The organism is Acidovorax sp. IB03 (genome assembly GCF_016406015.1).
GTDB classification, from domain to species: Bacteria; Pseudomonadota; Gammaproteobacteria; order Burkholderiales; family Burkholderiaceae_C; genus Acidovorax; species Acidovorax temperans.
Window position 1 is genome coordinate 14,558 of the sequence record NZ_JAEFCH010000043.1, and the last position, 18,189, is coordinate 32,746.

An 18,189-nucleotide genomic window follows, 5' to 3' on the forward strand; every position below is an offset into this window, starting at 1 on the left:
GTCAGGCGAAGTGGTCAAACGAGGCGAAGCGGTTTTCTACCGGCATGCCTTGTGCATCCACCAGCCGCAAGCCCGGTGCAGCTTCCACCTGGCCAATGCGCGTGACAGGTGTCTGGCTCTGGGCTGCAGCCTCTGCCACGGCGGCGCGGTGCTGGGGCGGGGCGGTGAACAGCAGCTCGTAGTCGTCACCCCCCGCCAGGGTGCATTGCTGCAGTATTTTTGCATCAAATTGGCCTCTAGCGCTTGATGGATAAGCGCCAGCAGCTATCAATTTGATAGTTTCATCAGTGCGGATGCAGGCACCCACTCCAGACGCTTTGAGGATGTGCCCAAAGTCGCCCAGCAGGCCGTCGCTCACGTCCATGGCGCTGCTGGCAATGCCGCGCAGTGCCAGGCCCAGCGCCACGCGGGGTGTGGGGCGCTCCAGCCGCTGGCGGGCCTGGGCCAGCAGTTCGCCTGGCAGGTGGATGTGGCCGAGCAGGGCTTCCAGCGCCAGGCGTGCATCGCCCAGCGTGCCGCTCACGTAGATGTCATCACCCGCGCGCGCGCCGCTGCGCAGCAGGGCCTGGCCCGCAGGCACCTCGCCAAACACGGTAATGCAAATGTTCAGGGGCCCCTGCGTGGTGTCACCGCCCACCAGCTCGCAGCCGTGTGCATCGGCCAGCGCCAGCAAGCCTTTGGAAAAGCCAGCCAGCCAGGCTTCATCGACCCGGGGCAGCGCCAGTGCCAGCGTGAAGGCCAGCGGCCTGGCCCCGCAGGCCGCCAGGTCCGACAGGTTGACGGCCAGGGCCTTGTGGCCCAGGGCCTCGGGGTCTACATCGGCAAAGAAGTGGCGGCCTTCGACCAGCATGTCGCTGCTGATGGCCAGTTGCATGCCGGGGCGCGGGGCCAGCAAGGCGCAGTCGTCGCCCACGCCCAAAGCGGCGTGGCGAACGGGGCGCGTGAAGTAGCGCGCAATCAGGTCAAATTCACCCATGGCCTGATTGTCGGCGGGTTGAGGTGGCCTGCTCAGACAGGTGCGCCGCGAAAGCGCTGCGCTGCCTGGCGGCTGACCTCGGCCAGCAACTGTTCCTGGCGCTGGCGGTCGCGCAGCCAGCGGGCATCGTTCTGGCCGGCCTGGGTGTCGGTGCGCAACAGGTGCAGGGCGTTCGAGGCGCCGTGCGCCGCAGCGTGGCCGGCGATCTTGTCCATGGTCATCAGGATGTGCTCGCGCAGCGGCATGTGGTCGCCGGTGGCGGGGTCCACGTACACCGCCTCCATGCCAAAGCGGCAGGCCTGGAAGCGGTTGTAGGTGTAGACGAGGTAGTCGTCTTCCTGCGGCATGAAGGGCTCGTCGGCCAGGAACCATGCGCCCAGCGACTGCACGTAGCCCGCCAGGGCGGCGGCCCGTTCGATGGTGAGCGGGGTGTCGAACACGCGGATCTCGATGGTACCGAACTCGGGCTTGGGGCGAATGTCCCAATAGAAGTCCTTCATGCTCTTCACCACCCCGGTGCGGGTCATCTTGTCGAAGTAGGCGGTGAAGTCTTCCCAGGTCAGCGCAAACGGTGCGCGGCCCGACAGCGGGAAGGCAAATACCGAGTTGAGCCGCGCCGAGTCAAACGCCGTGTCTTGCCCCTGCACATAGGGGCTGGAGGCCGACAGCGCAATGAAGTGCGGGATGTAGCGGCTCATGCGGTGCAGCATGAGCAGGGCCGCGTTGGCGCTGGGGCAGCCAATGTGCACGTGCTGGCCAAAGATGGTGAATTGCTTGGAGAGGTAGCCATACAGCTCCGACAGTTCGCGAAAGCGCGGCTTGTCGTAGATGCGGCGCTCGTGCCACTGCTGGAAGGGGTGCGTGCCGCCGCCCACCACGGCGATGTTGAGCTTGTCGGCGCTTTTGACCAGCGCATCGCGGATGGGGGTGAGCTGGCCCACCACTTCGCTGGCCGAGTGGCAGATGCCGGTGGAGATTTCGATCATGCTGTTCGTCATCTCGGGCACCACGCTGCCGGGCAGCGGGGTTTTCTTCATCAGGCGCAGCATGTCTTCTGCATACGGGGCCAGGTCGTAGTCGTTGGTGTTGACCAGCTGCAACTCCAGCTCAACGCCCAGCGTCAGCGGCTCGGAATGGTGGAAGGCTTCAAGACTCATTCGATTCTCCGTTGCGGCCACCGCGCAGCAGCGGTGCCCAGGGTTTCGAGCTTTCGCCCGCACGGTAGATGGCCACGGTGGCAATCACGGCGCCCAGCACTTCCATCAGCAAGATGGCGGGCAGCGCCACGCTGGCAATCTGGTAGCCGGTGGAGGGCGAAGCCACCACAAACTGCGATGCAATCAGCAGCGCGATGGAGGACATGGGCGTCATCGCGCAGCCCGCCCACAGCGCCTGGCGCCAGCTGGCGCCGCTGCCCACGTTGCCCAGGCCCACGCCAACGGCTTTGGCAATCAGGCGCGCAGCAATCAGAGCCAGCACGGCGCCGGCCACGGGGCCGCTCCAGTCAGCCTGCGCGGCCACGGTGGACACCAGTACAAACATCAGCATGGTCAGCAGCGATGAGGCGTTGCCCAACTGCCGTGGCCAGGCCCAGGGCCGGGGGTTCAATTGCTTAAGCAAGATGCCCGCCAGCAGCGCTGCCAGCGGCGCCGAGCCGCCCATGTGCGAGGCCACGGTGGAGCCCGCGGCGATGAGCGTGAGCAGCAGCATCGAGGTGTTTTCGCTGGTGGGGCTCATGAAGCGCAGTGCAGTGCGCAGCACCAGCGTGAGCACGGCCGCGACCAGAATGGACACGCCCAGCACCACCACGGCGGGCGAAATCGCATCCAGCAAGGTGGCGCTTTGCCGGTTCATCTGCTCGGACCAGGCGGAGCCCAGCGTCAGCGCGTACAGCGTGGACAACGTGGCCAGCACCACGGCGCGTTCCGTCACCGGCCCGGCGGCGCGGGTGTCGGCTACCACGCGCGTCAGCACGGCGGGCGAAGCGGCCAGCGCCACCAAGGCCAGCGGCCCGGCCACCTGGGTGGGCTGATCCAGCCACAACAGCACCGCATACACGGCAAAGTACGTCAGGGCCGACTCGGCAATGCTTTGCACCAGCACCATGGGGTTGTGGCGGAACCACCGCAGCGAGATACGGCCACCGCATTCAAACAGCACCAGCGCAATGCCCAGCTCCAGCAGGAACAGGCCAATGCCCTGCAAAGGCCACACCGCGCCGCTGAAGCCGGCCAGCCCGGCGGCCGTGCCTACCAGGGAATAGCCCAGCACCTTGGGCAGACCGGTGTGGCGCTGGATGAGGTAGCCCGCCATGGCAGCAACCGCCAGCAGCAGTGACCACTGCACGGTGGGTAGTCCCGCCGATGGCCTGAGCCACTGGGCCCAAAAACTCATAAGTTCATTCATGTGGTGGTGACCTCGGGTGGAAACGGGCCTGCGGCCCGGAGGTGGAACAAAACGCCCGGTGCCTTGGTGCGCCCATTGCAGTGCAAGCGGGGCGCTGCACCTGCGGTGCATGCATGGGCGGGGTGAGCGGTGGTGCATCCAGCGCGGCGGCTGGCGCTTGTGCGACCCCCGGCAAGCCCTGCAGGCTCATGTCCTGCAAAAGGGTTCGGTGACAGGCAGGCTGGGGGCAAAAACTGCACACGGGCCAACGAGCCAACAGGACTCTGGGACGAGTCTGCGACCGAACGCAGGGGGCGCTCAACCACCCGACCGTACCAGATACCCGCCGCGCGGATCAACCGCTCTTTGCATCAGCAAAGGTCAGCGGCGCATTCAAGCAACTCCCTTCAGAGCGTTCACAGAGACGTTTTTTGACGTACCGCCAGACTCTACGGGTTGCAACAGGATGTGTGTGTAGGACAGTTTCGTCTGTCGCCACCGGTGTCCTGGCGGTGTCAAAACGCGCGGGCACGCAGAGAAGACTCTCAGGCAGCCCGTGCGCGTTCAGGTCGGAAAAAGCTCAACGGTGCGCTGCGCAGGCGGGCCCGGATCGCTGCATAAATGCGCGAGCGATCCACGCCGCTGACGTTGCGGGCGCGCATGGCCAGATTGAAGGCCAGGTAGAAGCTCACACCCACGTTGAACGCCCCCAGCAAGGGCAACGTGGCAACTGCCCACCAGAAGCCGGGCTGGTGCAACACATCCAGCCCTAGCGTGGCGCAGGCAGCGGCAATCTGGCCCGCCGACAAGGTGATGTGGCGCACATCCAGCCCCAGGCCGAAGAAGGTGGCAATCACGGGCACCAGGCCCAGCATGAATCCCAGCGAAATGTTGGCCGCAAAGCCCGAGATGTTTTCGCGCAGGAAGTGCGCCCAGCGTGCCGCGCGCGCAGTGCCCAGCAGGCGGGTGATGCGTGGGTTGTATTGAATGGCCGAGTCCATGCGCGCCAGAACGAACCAGTTTTCCGTCCACCCGGCAATGATGCTGGAGGCAAACAGCAGCACCCCCGTGAAGGCGGCAAAAAACACCGATGGGCCCAGCAGGTGCAGTGACTCCAGCACCTGCAGCGCCTGCTTTTCAGAGATGGGCGGTGTGCCCAGGGTGTGGAGCATGAGCAGTGCAATGCCCAGCACCACAGGCATCACCACCAGCACGTTGCCCAGCACTGCGGCCACCTGCGATCGCACCAGATGGGTGATCTCGTCCACAAACGACTCGATGGCGTCGCCGCAGCCCAGTTCTTTGAGCTTGGCCGCCATGGCCGGGGCGGTCATGGCTGGCTGCTTGGTGGCCACCGTGAAATGCAGCAACTGCACCAGCACAAAGCTCACCGCATAGTTCACACCCGCCCAGAAACCCGCCCAGAAGGCCGACAGCGCCAGGGCGTACAAGCCAAACTTGATCAGCGTGGTGAAAGCAATCACCAGCCCGCCGCCCGCTGCCTTGTGGACCATGGAGCGGTATTCGGCTGGCGTGCGGGTGATGTAGTGCTCGCCCGTTTCAGCGCTGCGCTCGGCCACCTTGGCCGCGACCAGCGAGGAGTTGGAGGCGAACAGCGCGCGCAGACTGCGCCGCTCCTGGCCCACCTGCACCAGCGAAGACATCAGCTTGGCGGCCGCCAGGGCGGGCTTGGGCGACAGCAGGCAGTCGAGCAGCAGCCGCACGCGCACGATGCGTTCGCGCAGCTGGCGCAGGCGGAACACCAGCCCGACGGAGATGCCGTTGTCTTCAAAGTGCGTGTAAACCGTGGCCGTGGCGGCGCGGCAGGCCTCCAGCCGCTCGCGCAGGCGCTGCGCGGCTTCGTTGAGCCGGTCGGGGGTGCGCAAGGCGTGCAGCACCTCTACGCGCAGGCTCTCCACGTCGCGGATCAGCGCATGGAAGGGCTGGGCTTCGCGCGCTTCTTCGCTCATGCGAAGGCGCAGTTCAGGGGCAAACCCGGTCGAGAGGATTTGTCCCGCGCAGTAGGTGATGGCGTTGAGCAGCGCGTGGCGCCACAGCGAGAGGCCGCTTTCCTCGCCCGGCGGTACCAGCAGGGCGGCCAGGCGGTTGAGCTGTGCTTCGTCCAGCGCGGCCATCCATTGCGCGTCAAATTCATGGGGCACTGCCAGCACGAACAGTTCAGACGCATCGATCGTGTCCGGCGTGCCGGGCAGCCACTTGGTGTGCAGGCGGGCCGCCAGCTCGCTCACAAAAGCAGTGCGGGGCGCAAACCCGAAGTCGGCCAGCAAGGTGGTGATGTCCACCGTGTCCACCAACTGCGCCCACCAAGCCTGCAGGCGCGCGCGCAACTCTGGCCGTGCTTCAACGGCATCCAGAAAAAGCTGCAGCCTGGCCGTGGCGCCGGGCACGGAGTTGCGGTCGCCGCGCACCCATTCCAGCAAATGAATGAGCCAGAGGTGGCGGTGGGGAAGGTCGGCCTCGGGGTCCAGTTCCGCCAGCAGGCGTGCCAGGTCGGTGGGGCGGCTCAATGCAGTACCCTTCCGTTCAGGGGCTCGCCTGTGGAGCTGTGGTGAATGGCTTCCAGCACAAACAGGGGAACGGGCGTGGCGAAAGGCTCGCCGTCTTCGGCCACGCAGTGGAACGTGCCGTGCATGGTGCCGCTGGCCGTGCGCAGGCGGCACCCGCTGGTGTACTGGAAGGCCTCACCCGGCTTGAGCAGGGGCTGTTGCCCCACCACGCCCAGGCCTTTGACCTCTTCGGTGTGGCCGCGGGCGTCACTGATGATCCAGTGCCGCGAAATCAGCTGGCCGGGGGCGTCGCCCGTGTTGGTGATGGTGATGGTGTAGGCGAAGGCAAACACCTCGCGTTCTGGCTCCGATTCCTCGGGCAGGTATTCGGGCAGAACTTCCACCGCAAACTGGTACTTTGGCATGGGCCGAATGGTAACCGTGCGGGGTGTGAGCGCGTGCCCTTGGGCAAGGCAAAACCCCGCAGCATTCCAGCTTTGCGACAATCGGGGGATGAGCCGCACCTTCCAAATCGCCCCCTCCATCCTCTCTGCCGACTTTGCCCGCCTGGGCGAAGAAGTGCGCAATGTCATTGCCGCTGGCGCCGACTGGATCCACTTCGACGTGATGGACAACCATTACGTGCCCAACCTCACTTTCGGCCCCATGGTGTGCCAGGCCCTCAAGCCCCACGCCAAAACGCCAGCGGGTGTGGCCGTGCCGATTGATGTGCACCTGATGATCCAGCCGGTGGACGCGCTGGCCGCCGCCTTTGCCGACGCTGGCGCGGACTACATCAGCTTCCACCCCGATGCCTCGGGCCACGTGCACCGCAGCATCCAGGCCATCCGGTCCAAGGGCGTGAAGCCCGGTCTGGTGTTCAACCCTGCCGAACCACTGGATGTGCTGGACTGGGTGATTGACGATATCGACCTGATCCTCATCATGAGCGTGAACCCCGGCTTTGGTGGCCAGAGCTTCATCGACTCGGCCCTGCGCAAGATCGAAGCCGTGCGCAAGCGCATCGACGCTTCGGGCAAGGACATCCGCCTGGAAGTGGACGGCGGCATCAAGGCCGACAACATTCGCCGCGTGGCCGATGCCGGCGCTGACACCTTTGTGGCCGGTAGCGCGATTTTCGGCAAGCCGGACTACAAGTCGGTGATCGACGCCATGCGCGTGCAGCTGGCCTGACGCACCCAAACGAGCTGCGGGGGGCTGCGGTAGCCCCCGCTTTCGCTCAGGCGCCGAGCCTGCCCCACGCCGTGCCGGGGTTCAGCGCGGCTCGTAGGTGGTGGTGACGGATTCACGCAGCAACCCGCCGCCTGCGACGGAGCCACTGGCGGTGGACTCCAGCCGGCGCACACATTCCGCCTGGTCGGCGGCCTCCTGAAAAACCTTGCAGCGCTCACGGGCGTTGGCTTGGGCGGCTGCGCCGGGGCTGCTCAACTGGCCTTTGGCCGCCGCATCGCGTGCGGCGCTGGCTTCGCGCAGGCAGGTAGCCTGGGAGTCCTGTGTGTTTTGGGTCATGCAGGCGCGCCGTTCTTCTTCGTAGCGGGCGCGGGCGTCATTCGCGGGCTGGGCCAGGGCGGTAGTGCAGGCCAAGGCGGCTGCCATGGTGCAGGTTGATGTCAAAAATGCTGTGCGTTTCATGGATATTCCTTGCGATAAGCCAGGGAAATGAAGGCAAAGCATAAAAGCCTGAGCGGCCGGGCCTTGTCAGACGAGGCCTGCCCTGGGCGTACGCGGCGGGGCGCCGCGGCGTGCTGGCGCTGGTCTATATTCAGGCGCTTTCATCGCTGTGCTGGCGCTTTCCCGCCCCTTCTTCCTGTGAACCTGAATACCCTGAACCCCAGCGGCGTAGACGCCGTCATCGTTGATCTGGACGGCACCATGGTGGACACCATGGGTGACTTCAACGAAGCATTGAACCGCATGCTGCGCGATCTGAGCCTGCCCCCCATTGCCGCCGATCAGGCCGAGAACATGGTGGGCAAGGGCTCGGAGCATTTGCTGCGTTCGGTGCTAAAACACGTTCTAGCGCCCGTGGAACAAGCGCAGGCAGCTATCAAAATTGAAGCGCTGTTTCCGCAAGCCTGGGCCCGCTACCAGCACCACTACCTGGAAATCAACGGCAGCCATTCGGCCGTGTACCCCGGCGTGGTGCAGGGGCTGCAAGCCTTGCAGGGGGCGGGCCTGCCGCTGGCTTGCCTGACCAACAAGCCGCTGGCGTTCGCTCAGCCACTGCTCCAGGCCAAAGGCCTGGATGGTTTTTTTGCACGCGTGTTTGGCGGTGACAGCTTCGAGCGCAAAAAGCCCGACCCGCTGCCCCTGGTCAAGACCTGCGAAGCGCTGGGCAGCTCCGCAGCGAGCACGCTGATGCTGGGCGACTCCAGCAATGACGCGCAGGCGGCACGCGCCGCCGGTTGCCCGGTGGTGCTGGTGACCTATGGCTACAACCATGGCCAGCCCGTGCGCCATGTGGATGCCGACGGGTACGTCGATTCGCTCGAAGAAGTGGGGCGGTGGCTGGCCCGCCGGTGACGCGCAGGCCGTGTCTGCTCCGCGTCAGGCAGGCTTGCCCAGCAAGGCGTCTTTCAGCTTGAAGTCGGCGGGCAGGTTGCCCAGCCAGATGCCCAAGAGGGCATTGAAAAATTCAGGCTCCTTGAAGGGCTCGCCCTGGACTTTGCCCTTCACGGTGATGACGGTGCCGGTGCCCGGAATCCAGTCGATCATGAACTGATCGCCCGCCTGCAGCTTTTTGTGGTCTGAAAAGATCTGGCTCATGCGCAGCACGCCCGGCACGATGCGCGAGAACGCGGCGCGGTCCATGTTGTCTTCCATGCCTCGGGAAAACAGCTTGCCCAGTTCTGTCGAGTCAATTTCGCGCAGCATGGTGATGCTCAGGCGCTTGGGGCCGCGCTGGCTGGCTACTTCTTGTGGGGTGGAGGCTTTTTTCTCCAGGTACAGGCCGGCGGTGTACACCTTGAACACCGCCTTGTAGCGCACACCGGCTCCGTTGAGCTGCACGGTGCTATCCCCCAGCGTCTGGGTGGGTTCGTACTTCACGTCGGCCACGGTCACTGCCTGGCTCCAGGCACTGCCTGCCAGGATGAAGGCGCACACGCCCAGAGCCCATCGCTTCAAGATCGTCATCTACAGCTCCCGAAAAAAGAACGGTCGTTCGTTTCAAATTGTTGCTTCACCGCCAGGCCTGTGCAACAGGGTTTTCGATGGGGTAGGCGTTGGTTTTGTTGTGATGGGGTCATCCGCAGACAAATTCCCCGGGAGCCTTTGCTACACTTTGGCCCCATGTTCATTCATCACGTGTTCATCACAGGTTGCAGCGACCGGGGAGCCTGGCCCTGGCGTCAGCCTGCCGCTTTGAACGCCTGATGGCACCTGGGCCTGAGCCCGGCGTGCACCCGTGGCCTCTGCCCCATTCAGGCGGCAAGGCCGATTGAATGGACCGCAGCGCCCCCGTTTCACTACCCAGGGGATGCGCGCTGCGACAGCAGGGAGCTCTCCCCGTGATCACAGAACTTGAATTCAAAAGCCTGGCCAGCGAAGGCTATAACCGTATTCCGCTCATGGTCGAGGCCTTTGCGGACCTGGAAACCCCGCTCTCGCTGTACCTGAAGCTGGCGCACACCAAGGACGGCGGCAAGCACAGCTTTCTGCTGGAATCCGTGGTGGGCGGCGAGCGCTTTGGGCGCTACAGCTTCATCGGCCTGCCCGCGCGCACCCTGCTGCGCGCCAGTGGCTTCGGGGCCGAGGCGCGTACCGAAGTCGTGACCGACGGCCAAGTGGTGGAAACCGCTGCGGGCAATCCGCTCGATTTCATTGCGGAGTACCAAAAGCGCTTCAAGGTGGCTTTGCGCCCCGGCTTGCCGCGTTTTTGTGGCGGCTTGGCGGGCTACTTCGGGTATGACGCGGTGCGCTACATCGAGAAGAAACTCGAATCCACCTGCCCGCCCGACACCCTGGGATGCCCCGACATCCTGCTGCTGCAGTGCGAGGAGCTGGCCGTCATCGACAACCTGTCGGGCAAGCTCTACCTCATTGTCTACGCTGACCCCGCCCAGCCTGAGGCCTACACCCGGGCCAAGAAGCGTTTGCGCGACTTGAAGGAGCAGCTCAAGTACTCGGTGAGCGCCCCGGTGGTGAAGGCCACCGAAAGCCACCCCGCCCAGCGCGACTTTGCCAAGGCCGATTACCTGGCCGCTGTGGAGCGGGCCAAGGAGCTGATCGCGGCCGGTGACTTCATGCAGGTGCAGGTGGGTCAGCGCATCCACAAGCGCTACACCGAGTCTCCCCTGTCGCTGTACCGTGCGCTGCGTTCGCTGAACCCATCGCCCTACATGTATTTCTACGACTTTGGCGACTTCCATGTGGTGGGCGCCAGTCCCGAGATCCTGGTGCGCCAGGAAAAGACGGAAGACGGCACCAAGGTCACCATCCGCCCCCTGGCGGGCACCCGCCCACGCGGCGCCACCCCAGAGAAGGACAAGGCGGCCGAGGTCGAACTCATCAACGATCCCAAGGAACGTGCCGAGCATGTGATGCTGATTGACCTGGCGCGCAACGACATCGGCCGCATCGCCAAAACCGGCAGCGTGAAGGTGACGGAAGCCTTTGTGGTGGAGCGCTACAGCCATGTGATGCACATCGTGAGCAACGTGGAAGGCATCCTGCATGACGGCATGACCAGCATGGATGTGCTCAAGGCCACCTTCCCCGCAGGCACGCTGACCGGTGCGCCCAAGGTGCATGCCATGGAACTCATCGACCAGCTCGAACCTACCAAGCGTGGCCTGTACGGTGGCGCGTGTGGCTACCTCAGCTATGCGGGCGATATGGACGTGGCCATTGCCATCCGCACCGGCATCATCAAGAACGGCACCCTGTATGTGCAGGCCGCTGCCGGGGTGGTGGCAGATTCTGTGCCTGAGCTGGAATGGAAAGAAACCGAACACAAGGCCCGCGCACTGTTGCGTGCGGCCGAGCTGGTGGAGGAGGGCCTCGAATGACCCGCGCAATCGACAAAGTCAAACACTGCCACACGATGCAGGATGTGCGCCGTGAAGTAAACGCGCTGGATGACGTGCTGGTGCCCCTGCTGGTGGAGCGCGTGGGCTACATGACCCAGGCCGCCCGCATCAAGCAAGACCCCGCCCAGGTGCGCGACGAAGCCCGCATCCAGGCCATCGTGGACCGTGTGCGCGAGCGGACCCTGGCCGAAGGCGGCGACGCCGATGTGATGGAAGCCATCTACCGCAGTCTCATGGAAGCCTGCATTGCTTATGAACACCGCGAGTTCGCCCGTCTGCGCGAGCCCGCCACTGCCGGGAGCGCCGCATGAAACTCTTGATGGTCGATAACTACGACAGCTTCACCTACAACATCGTCCAGTACTTTGGTGAACTGGGCGCCGAGGTGGAAGTGTTCCGCAACGACGAGATCACCGTGGCCGAGATCGAAGCGCGCCTGAATGCGGGCAAGCTCGATCGTCTGGTCATTTCGCCCGGCCCATGCTCACCGGCCGAGGCCGGCATCTCGGTGGCTGCGATCAAGCACTTTGCGGGCAAGCTGCCCATCCTGGGTGTGTGCTTGGGCCACCAGAGCATTGGCGCAGCATTTGGCGGCAACATCATCCGCGCGCAGGAGCTGATGCATGGCAAAACCAGCGTCATCACCACCACGCAAAAGGGCGTGTTTGCCGGATTGCCTGAAAAGTTCACGGTCAACCGCTACCACTCGCTGGCCATCGAGCGCGCCACCTGCCCCGAGGTGCTGGAAGTGACGGCCTGGACGGAGGACGGCGAAATCATGGGCGTGCGCCATAAGACGCTGCCGATTGAAGGCGTGCAGTTCCACCCCGAAAGCATCTTGACCGAGCACGGCCACGCCATGCTCAAGAACTTTTTGGAGCAGCGGGCCTGAGTGCCGCTACCGTTTCGGTCATCACCCCACACCCAGCAGGTACCCCATGCCCATCACCCCCCAGGAAGCGCTGCAGCGCACGATTGAACACCGCGAAATCTTCCACGACGAGATGCTGCACCTGATGCGGCTCATCATGAACGGCGAGCTCTCGCCCGTGATGACCGCCGCCATCATCACCGGCCTGCGCGTGAAGAAGGAAACCATTGGCGAGATCACCGCCGCCGCGCAGGTCATGCGCGAGTTCAGCACCAAGGTGCACGTTCAGGACACGACCCACATGGTGGACATCGTGGGCACGGGTGGTGACGGTGCCAACACCTTCAACATCTCCACCTGCTCCATGTTTGTGGCTGCGGCGGCGGGCGCCAAGGTCAGCAAGCACGGTGGGCGCAGTGTTTCCAGCAAGAGCGGCAGCGCGGATGTGATGGACGCTCTGGGCATCCACATCAACCTGCAGCCAGAGCAGATCGCCCAGTGCATTGCCGATGTTGGCATTGGCTTCATGTTTGCGCCCAACCACCACCCCGCCATGAAAAACGTGGCGCCGGTGCGCAAGGAGCTGGGCGTGCGCACGCTGTTCAACATCCTGGGGCCGCTGACCAACCCGGCAGGCGCGCCCAACATCTTGATGGGTGTGTTCCACCCCGACCTCGTCGGTATCCAGGTGCGCGCGCTGCAGCGCCTGGGCGCCGAACACGCGCTGGTTGTGTACGGCCGCGACGGCATGGACGAAGTGAGCCTGGGCGCCGCTACGCTGGTGGGCGAGCTGAAGAATGGCCAGATCACCGAATACGAAATCCACCCCGAAGACTTTGGCCTGCCCATGGTGAGCAACCGGGCGCTGAAAGTGGAAACGCCCGAGCAGTCGCGCCAGATGCTGCTGGATGTGCTCAGTGGTGCGACCGGCGCCGCGCACGACATCGTTTGTCTGAACGCTGGGGCGGCGCTGTATGCGGCCAATGTGGCGGCGTCCATCCAGGACGGCATCGCCAAGGCACGAGCAGCCATCGCCAGCGGCGCCGCCAAGGCCAAGCTGGAGGCGCTGGTGGTGCGCACCCACGCGCTGGCGGCCTGAGGCAGCCATGTGGAGCGACCCTGGACTGTGGATCGCCCTGGGCGTATCAGCGCTGTTCATCGTGGTGGGCGTGGTGATGCACCGCGTGTTCACCAAAATACTCAAACAGGGCTCTGCCGAGCCCGACAAGAAGGCTGCAAACCATGAGTGACATCCTCAACAAAATCGTCGCCGTCAAGCACGAAGAAGTGGCCGCTGCCAAACAGCGCCTGCCGTTGCCCGCCATGCGCGCCGATGCCGAGAGCCGTGTGCTCACCCGCGATTTTGAAGGCGCGCTGCGCGCCAAGATCGCCAAGGGCCAGGCGGCGGTGATTGCCGAGGTCAAGAAGGCCAGCCCCAGCAAGGGCGTGCTGCGCGCCAACTTCGAGCCTGCCGACATTGCCCAGAGCTACATGGAAGGCGACGGCAAGGTGAGCGCGGCTTGCCTGTCGGTTTTGACGGATCGTCAGTTTTTCCAGGGCCAGCCCGACTACCTGAAGCAGGCCCGCGCCAGCACCTTGCTGCCCGTGCTGCGCAAGGATTTCATGGTGGATGCGTACCAGATCTATGAGTCGCGGGCCATGGGCGCCGACGCCATATTGCTGATCGCCGCGTGCCTGGATGATGCGCAGATGGCCGACTTTGAGGCCATCGCCCGCAGCCTGGACATGGCCGTGCTGGTAGAGGTGCACGACCGCCCCGAGTTGGAGCGCGCCCTCAAGCTCAAGACCCCGCTGGTGGGCATCAACAACCGCAACCTGCGGACGTTCGAGGTCACGCTCGATACGACCCTGGGCATGCTCAAGGACGTGCCCGCCGACCGCCTGCTGGTGACCGAGTCCGGCATCCTCCAGCCCGCCGATGTGAAGACTATGCGCGATGCGGGCGTACACGCCTTCCTGGTGGGTGAGGCCTTCATGCGGGCCGACGACCCAGGGCTGGCGCTCGCTAGGCTGTTCGCCTGAAGATCGCGCGCACGGGGCTCAACCGCCACGCTTTCCCGCTTAGCGCGGGGTGCGGGGAAGCAATCGGCACGGTGCCGTGCTGACAGCCGCTTTTGCCTGCTGCTGGTCCTTCAAATTCAGGCTTGCATTCCTGCGGACTGGCCGCCGTGCAACACACTGCCATCCACATCCAGCACGGTGACCTGAATGGGAATGCCTTGCCCCACGCTCTGCGTTACGGTGCAATAGGCCTCAAAACTGCTCAGCACCCGGTCCAGGTGCTCCAGATGGCCACTGGGTACGCCCAGTTGCAGCGTGGCCTGGATGCCCAGCACGCGCAGTCGGTTCTCTGCATTGCGGCCTACATCGGCCGTCACTGTGCAATGCAGCGGGTCGGGGCTTTGTTTGAACTTGCGCAGCGCAAATAGCAGCGAATCGCTCAGACAATTGCCCACTGCGGCACATAGCAGTTGCATGGGCGAGGGGCCAGCTGACTGGCCCAGCGGTGGGGGCTCGTCGCCCAGCAGGCTGGGCACAGGGGCGCCGAAGTCGATCTGGAACTGGTAGTCGCGCTGCTGGGTCAGCGTCACGGTGATGGGGCCGTTGCTCATGAAGACTCCTTGAAGCGGGTGGAACGCATCACAGCGCGTTCAGCGGGATCTTGAGGTAGCTGACGCCATTGGCCTCGGGCGGTGGCAGCTCGCCCGCGCGGATGTTGACCTGCACCGAGGGCAGGATCAACACTGGCATGGCCAGGCCTGCGTCGCGCTTCGTTCGCATGGCCACGAACTCTGCTTCGCTCACGCCATCGTGCACATGGATGTTGCGCGCGCGCTGGTCTGCCACGGTGCATTCCCATTGGGCTGCCCGGCCCTCGGGTGGGTAGTCGTGGCACATGAACAGACGTGTCTCGGGTGGCAGGCTCAGCAACTTGCGAACCGACTGGTACAGCGTGTGGGCGTTGCCGCCGGGGAAGTCGCAGCGCGCAGTGCCCACATCGGGCATGAAGAGCGTATCGCCCACGAACACCGCATCACCCACCTGGTAGGCCATGCAGGCAGGGGTGTGGCCGGGCACCGACAGCGCCTGCGCTTGCAGGGTGCCAATCGCAAAGGTGTCGCCGTCTTCAAACAGGTGGTCGAACTGGCTGCCGTTGGTAGCGAATTCAGGCTCCAGATGGAAGATGCCCTTGAACACGTTCTGCACCTGGGTGATCTTGCCGCCGATGGCAATTTTGCCGCCCAGGTGCTTGCGCAGGTAGGGCGCCGCCGAGAGGTGGTCGGCGTGGGCATGGGTTTCCAGAATCCAGTCCACCATCAGGTTCTGCTCGCGCACGAAAGCGATCAGCTGATCGGCTGAATCCGTGCGGGTGCGGCCGGACTTGGGGTCGTAGTCCAGCACCGAATCCACCAGCGCGCAATGGCCGCCAGGCGCATCGAACACCACATAGGACACGGTCCAGGTGGCCGGGTCAAAGAAGGCTTTCACTTGGGCTTGCATGGCAGCTCCCTACGTTTTAGAAAAAAACAGAATGTGTTTGAATAATATATCAAATCATATACAATGTCCAGCCATGCGAACGCAACGATGCTGTCTTGGACATTCGGGCAGTGATCGCGGAACTGTTCAAGCCATTTTGTGAAATCAAGGAGTACAGAGACATGACGATTGACTGGAACCACTTCACCCCCTGGATGTCGCTGGCCGGCGGCATCGTGCTGGGCCTGGCCTCGGCCCTGTTCATCCTGTTCAACGGGCGGGTGCTGGGCATCAGCGGCATTGTGGGCGGGCTGCTGCGGCCCAAGACGCGCGACATCGTCTGGCGCCTGTCTTTCCTGCTGGGCATGCTGGTGGCGCCCAGCCTGTATGTGGCCTTCATCGGCCCGATGGTCGCGACCATCGACGCTAGCTGGGCCATGGTGATCGTCGCAGGCTTGCTGGTGGGCATTGGCACCCGCTACGGCTCGGGCTGCACCAGCGGCCATGGCGTGTGCGGCCTCTCGCGCATGTCGCCCCGCTCGCTGGTGGCCACGCTGTCGTTCATGGCGGCGGGTTTCATCACTGTCTTTTTGCTGCGCCACGTCTTCGCGTAAGCCGCCCGTTTTCAAGCTGAGGAGTACACCATGGCACACCGTTTGATGGAATTTGTTGTTGGTCTGTTGTTTGGCATCGGCCTCATCGTGGCAGGCATGACCGATCCGGCCAAAGTCCAGGGCTTTCTGGATCTGGCCGGGAATTGGGACCCGTCGCTCGCTTTTGTGATGGGCGGGGCCATCCTGGTCGGCATTGGCGCCTTTTTTGTGGCCCGCAAGCGCACCACCGCTTTTTTGGGTGGTGCCATGCAGTTGCCTACAGCACGCCACATCGACAAGCGCCTGGTCATTGGCAGTTTGATGTTTGGCGCAGGCTGGGGTGTGGCCGGTTTCTGCCCTGGGCCCGCCATCGTGTCGGCGGGCGCTGGCCAGCCCAAGGCCATCGTGTTCGTCATTGCGATGGTGGCAGGCATGGCCATTTTTGAATGGCTGGAATCCCGCCGCTCCATGAAAGCCTGAGCTTGACTCATCGCCTTGAGTTGTAACGGCAAGGAAGGCCCGCCATGAACCCCATTCCCGATTGGCTGCGCAACTACCGGGCCTCCTGGCTGGCCGGGGATGCGGTGGCGGGCCTGATCGTCACGGTGATGCTGATCCCGCAAAGCCTGGCCTATGCGCTGCTGGCGGGGCTGCCGGCCGAAGTGGGGTTGTACGCCAGCCTGCTGCCCATCGTGGCTTATGCGCTGCTGGGCTCCAGCATGACGCTGGCTGTGGGGCCCGTGGCCGTGGCTTCGCTGATGACAGCGAGCGCCTTGCAGCCGCTGGCTGCGGCGGGCTCGGTGCAGTATGTGCAGCTGGCCGTGCTGCTGTCTCTGCTCTCCGGGGTGATGTTGCTGGCCTTTGGCCTGTTGCGCCTGGGTTTTCTGGCGCATTTCTTGAGCCACCCGGTCATCAGCGGCTTCATCACCGGCTCTGCGGTACTGATTGCCGTGGGCCAGCTCAAGCACCTGCTGGGCGTGAAAGTGCAGGGCGAGAACGTCTTACAGACCCTCTCCAGCCTGGCCCACGCCTTGCCCCAAACCAAGCCCGCCGTGCTGGCGCTGGGGGGCGCCAGCGTGCTGTTCCTGTGGTTCGCCCGCAAATATCTGGCCAAGTTGCTGGTGCGCACAGGTTTGCCCGCCAAAGCGGCTGACATGGCCGCCAAGCTGTCGCCGATGCTGGTGGTGGTTGTTTCCACGGCCGTCGTCAGCCTGTGGGGGCTGGACCGCAGCCACGGTGTGCCCGTGGTGGGCACCGTGCCGCAGGGCTTGCCCGCGCTGGGTCTGCCCGCCTGGGATTGGGGCTCGGTGCAGGCGCTGTGGTTGCCCGCGCTGCTGATTTCACTGGTGGGCTTTGTCGAGAGCGTGTCTGTGGCCCAGTCGCTGGCCCTCAAGTGCCAGCAGCGCATTGAGCCCAACCGCGAGTTGCTGGGCCTGGGCGCTGCCAACCTGGCCAGTGCCGTGTCGGGCGGCTTTCCAGTCACCGGTGGATTTGCCCGCTCGGTGGTCAACTTTGCTGCTGGTGCCAATACACCGCTGGCAGGCGTCATTTCGGCCGCGCTGATGGCACTGGTGGTGGCTTTCTTCACCGGCTGGTTCCATGCACTGCCCCAAGCCGTGCTGGCGGCCACCATCATCGTGGCGGTGACTGGGCTGATCGACATGGACACGCTGCGCGAGGCCTGGCACTACGACAAGGCCGATGCGCTGTCGCTGATCGCCACCGCGTTGGGGGTGATGGCGTTGGGTGTGGAGGCAGGCATCCTGCTAGGGGTGGCGTTGTCGCTGGGCACCCTGGTGTGGCGCAGCAGCCATCCGCACATGGCCGTGGTGGGCCGGGTGCCAGGTACCGAGCACTTCCGCAACGTAGACCGGCACCAAGTCGTTACCGAGCCCGGCTTGGTGGCGGTGCGGGTGGACGAAAGCCTGTATTTCGCCAACGCCAGCGTGCTGCAAGACCGTATCGAGGCGCTGGTCCACGCCAACCCCGCCGCGCGCCATGTGCTGCTGGTGTGCTCTGCCGTCAACCAGATCGACGCCACTGCCCTGGGGGTGCTGGGTGATCTGGAACGCAGCCTGCGCGAGCGCGGCATTCGTTTTTTGCTGGCCGAAGTCAAGGGGCCGGTGATGGACCGGCTCCAAGAAACCGACTTCGGTCGGCGCATGCAGGGTCAGGTGTTCCTGAGCACGCACGAGGCTTTTGCCGATGTGGCGCAGAGACACCAAGCGGGCTGAATTTTTAGATGAAATAAGGCTCTTCTAGCGAATGCTAGTGACACTTTGATTCCCCATGGCCGCACCCAGCA

20 protein-coding genes are annotated in these 18,189 nt (G+C 64.4%); 11 read left to right on the plus strand and 9 right to left on the minus strand.

All coding sequences use genetic code 11. The features are described from left to right. Nucleotide 1: 1 nt before the first annotated feature. From thiL to apaG, 5 genes are all read right to left on the minus strand, one after another. A complete protein-coding gene (gene thiL, locus IHV84_RS17620) occupies nucleotides 2-976 on the minus strand; it encodes a thiamine-phosphate kinase (protein ID WP_198847836.1) in 975 nt (324 codons plus the stop codon). 32 nt (nucleotides 977-1,008) lie between these two features. Further along, on the minus strand, nucleotides 1,009-2,133 hold the full coding sequence (locus tag IHV84_RS17625; RefSeq protein ID WP_044396431.1) for a YbdK family carboxylate-amine ligase: 1,125 nt from the start codon (nucleotides 2,131-2,133) through the stop codon (nucleotides 1,009-1,011). Further along, complete coding sequence (locus IHV84_RS17630) at nucleotides 2,123-3,382, minus strand: cation:proton antiporter (protein WP_142083013.1); 1,260 nt, start codon at nucleotides 3,380-3,382, stop codon at nucleotides 2,123-2,125. Before IHV84_RS17630 ends, IHV84_RS17625 begins: the two co-directional genes overlap by 11 nt. A 524-nt stretch (nucleotides 3,383-3,906) precedes the next feature. Further along, entirely contained in the window at nucleotides 3,907-5,889 is a 1,983-nt protein-coding gene (locus IHV84_RS17635; protein WP_198847837.1) for a site-specific recombinase, read from the minus strand. Beyond that, nucleotides 5,886-6,293 carry a Co2+/Mg2+ efflux protein ApaG gene (apaG, locus tag IHV84_RS17640; protein WP_198847838.1) on the minus strand — a complete coding sequence of 136 codons (408 nt, stop codon included), beginning with the start codon at nucleotides 6,291-6,293 and terminating at the stop codon, nucleotides 5,886-5,888. The genes IHV84_RS17635 and apaG overlap by 4 nt, the downstream gene beginning before the upstream one ends. A gap of 88 nt (nucleotides 6,294-6,381) precedes the next feature. On the opposite strand from apaG, the gene rpe reads away from it, so the two are divergent. Further along, entirely contained in the window at nucleotides 6,382-7,062 is a 681-nt protein-coding gene (rpe, locus tag IHV84_RS17645; RefSeq protein ID WP_066695396.1) for a ribulose-phosphate 3-epimerase, read from the plus strand. An 81-nt stretch (nucleotides 7,063-7,143) separates the two neighbouring features. Here rpe and IHV84_RS17650 read toward each other — a convergent pair whose 3' ends face one another. Next, nucleotides 7,144-7,521 (minus strand): hypothetical protein, encoded by a 378-nt coding sequence (locus IHV84_RS17650; RefSeq protein WP_198847839.1) that lies wholly within the window; start codon nucleotides 7,519-7,521, stop codon nucleotides 7,144-7,146. 177 nt (nucleotides 7,522-7,698) lie between these two features. Between IHV84_RS17650 and gph the strand changes: the two genes are divergently transcribed. Further along, the gene (gph, locus tag IHV84_RS17655; RefSeq protein ID WP_370541316.1) at nucleotides 7,699-8,412 is read left to right on the plus strand and encodes a phosphoglycolate phosphatase; all 714 of its coding nucleotides are present in this window, start codon (nucleotides 7,699-7,701) and stop codon (nucleotides 8,410-8,412) included. 24 nt (nucleotides 8,413-8,436) lie between these two features. Here the strand turns inward: gph and IHV84_RS17660 are convergent, their stop codons facing one another. Beyond that, a complete protein-coding gene (locus IHV84_RS17660; RefSeq protein ID WP_044396443.1) occupies nucleotides 8,437-9,024 on the minus strand; it encodes a chalcone isomerase family protein in 588 nt (195 codons plus the stop codon). Nucleotides 9,025-9,398: 374 nt separating this feature from the next. On the opposite strand from IHV84_RS17660, the gene trpE reads away from it, so the two are divergent. Genes trpE through trpC form a run of 6 tightly spaced genes read left to right on the plus strand, consistent with a single transcriptional unit; the run spans nucleotide 9,399 to nucleotide 13,833 of the window. Next, nucleotides 9,399-10,898, plus strand: a complete 1,500-nt coding sequence (gene trpE, locus IHV84_RS17665) for an anthranilate synthase component I (protein WP_198847841.1) — start codon at nucleotides 9,399-9,401, stop codon at nucleotides 10,896-10,898. Beyond that, nucleotides 10,895-11,230, plus strand: a complete 336-nt coding sequence (locus IHV84_RS17670) for a chorismate mutase (protein WP_066697262.1) — start codon at nucleotides 10,895-10,897, stop codon at nucleotides 11,228-11,230. Before trpE ends, IHV84_RS17670 begins: the two co-directional genes overlap by 4 nt. Continuing rightward, nucleotides 11,227-11,811: an aminodeoxychorismate/anthranilate synthase component II gene (locus IHV84_RS17675; protein ID WP_066697265.1), complete on the plus strand. Its 585-nt coding sequence runs from the start codon at nucleotides 11,227-11,229 to the stop codon at nucleotides 11,809-11,811. The genes IHV84_RS17670 and IHV84_RS17675 overlap by 4 nt, the downstream gene beginning before the upstream one ends. A 46-nt stretch (nucleotides 11,812-11,857) precedes the next feature. Further along, nucleotides 11,858-12,889, plus strand: coding sequence for an anthranilate phosphoribosyltransferase (gene trpD, locus IHV84_RS17680; protein ID WP_067513440.1), 1,032 nt, complete (start codon nucleotides 11,858-11,860; stop codon nucleotides 12,887-12,889). Nucleotides 12,890-12,896: 7 nt separating this feature from the next. After that, nucleotides 12,897-13,040, plus strand: a complete 144-nt coding sequence (locus IHV84_RS17685; protein ID WP_198847842.1) for a hypothetical protein — start codon at nucleotides 12,897-12,899, stop codon at nucleotides 13,038-13,040. After that, entirely contained in the window at nucleotides 13,033-13,833 is an 801-nt protein-coding gene (gene trpC / locus IHV84_RS17690; protein ID WP_044396563.1) for an indole-3-glycerol phosphate synthase TrpC, read from the plus strand. Before IHV84_RS17685 ends, trpC begins: the two co-directional genes overlap by 8 nt. Before the next feature lie 116 nt (nucleotides 13,834-13,949). Here the strand turns inward: trpC and IHV84_RS17695 are convergent, their stop codons facing one another. Beyond that, complete coding sequence (locus IHV84_RS17695; RefSeq protein ID WP_198847843.1) at nucleotides 13,950-14,423, minus strand: OsmC family protein; 474 nt, start codon at nucleotides 14,421-14,423, stop codon at nucleotides 13,950-13,952. Nucleotides 14,424-14,451: 28 nt separating this feature from the next. Then, nucleotides 14,452-15,312: an MBL fold metallo-hydrolase gene (locus tag IHV84_RS17700; protein WP_198847844.1), complete on the minus strand. Its 861-nt coding sequence runs from the start codon at nucleotides 15,310-15,312 to the stop codon at nucleotides 14,452-14,454. A gap of 161 nt (nucleotides 15,313-15,473) precedes the next feature. Here IHV84_RS17700 and IHV84_RS17705 point away from each other — a divergent pair, with 161 nt between their 5' ends. From IHV84_RS17705 to IHV84_RS17715, 3 genes are read left to right on the plus strand one after another with little or no spacing between them, the layout of a single operon-like run. Further along, a complete protein-coding gene (locus IHV84_RS17705; RefSeq protein ID WP_066697289.1) occupies nucleotides 15,474-15,905 on the plus strand; it encodes a YeeE/YedE family protein in 432 nt (143 codons plus the stop codon). 30 nt (nucleotides 15,906-15,935) lie between these two features. Then, a complete protein-coding gene (locus tag IHV84_RS17710) occupies nucleotides 15,936-16,364 on the plus strand; it encodes a YeeE/YedE family protein (protein WP_198847845.1) in 429 nt (142 codons plus the stop codon). Nucleotides 16,365-16,408: 44 nt separating this feature from the next. Then, nucleotides 16,409-18,118, plus strand: coding sequence for a SulP family inorganic anion transporter (locus IHV84_RS17715; protein ID WP_198847846.1), 1,710 nt, complete (start codon nucleotides 16,409-16,411; stop codon nucleotides 18,116-18,118). The last annotated feature ends 71 nt before the right edge of the window (nucleotides 18,119-18,189 follow it).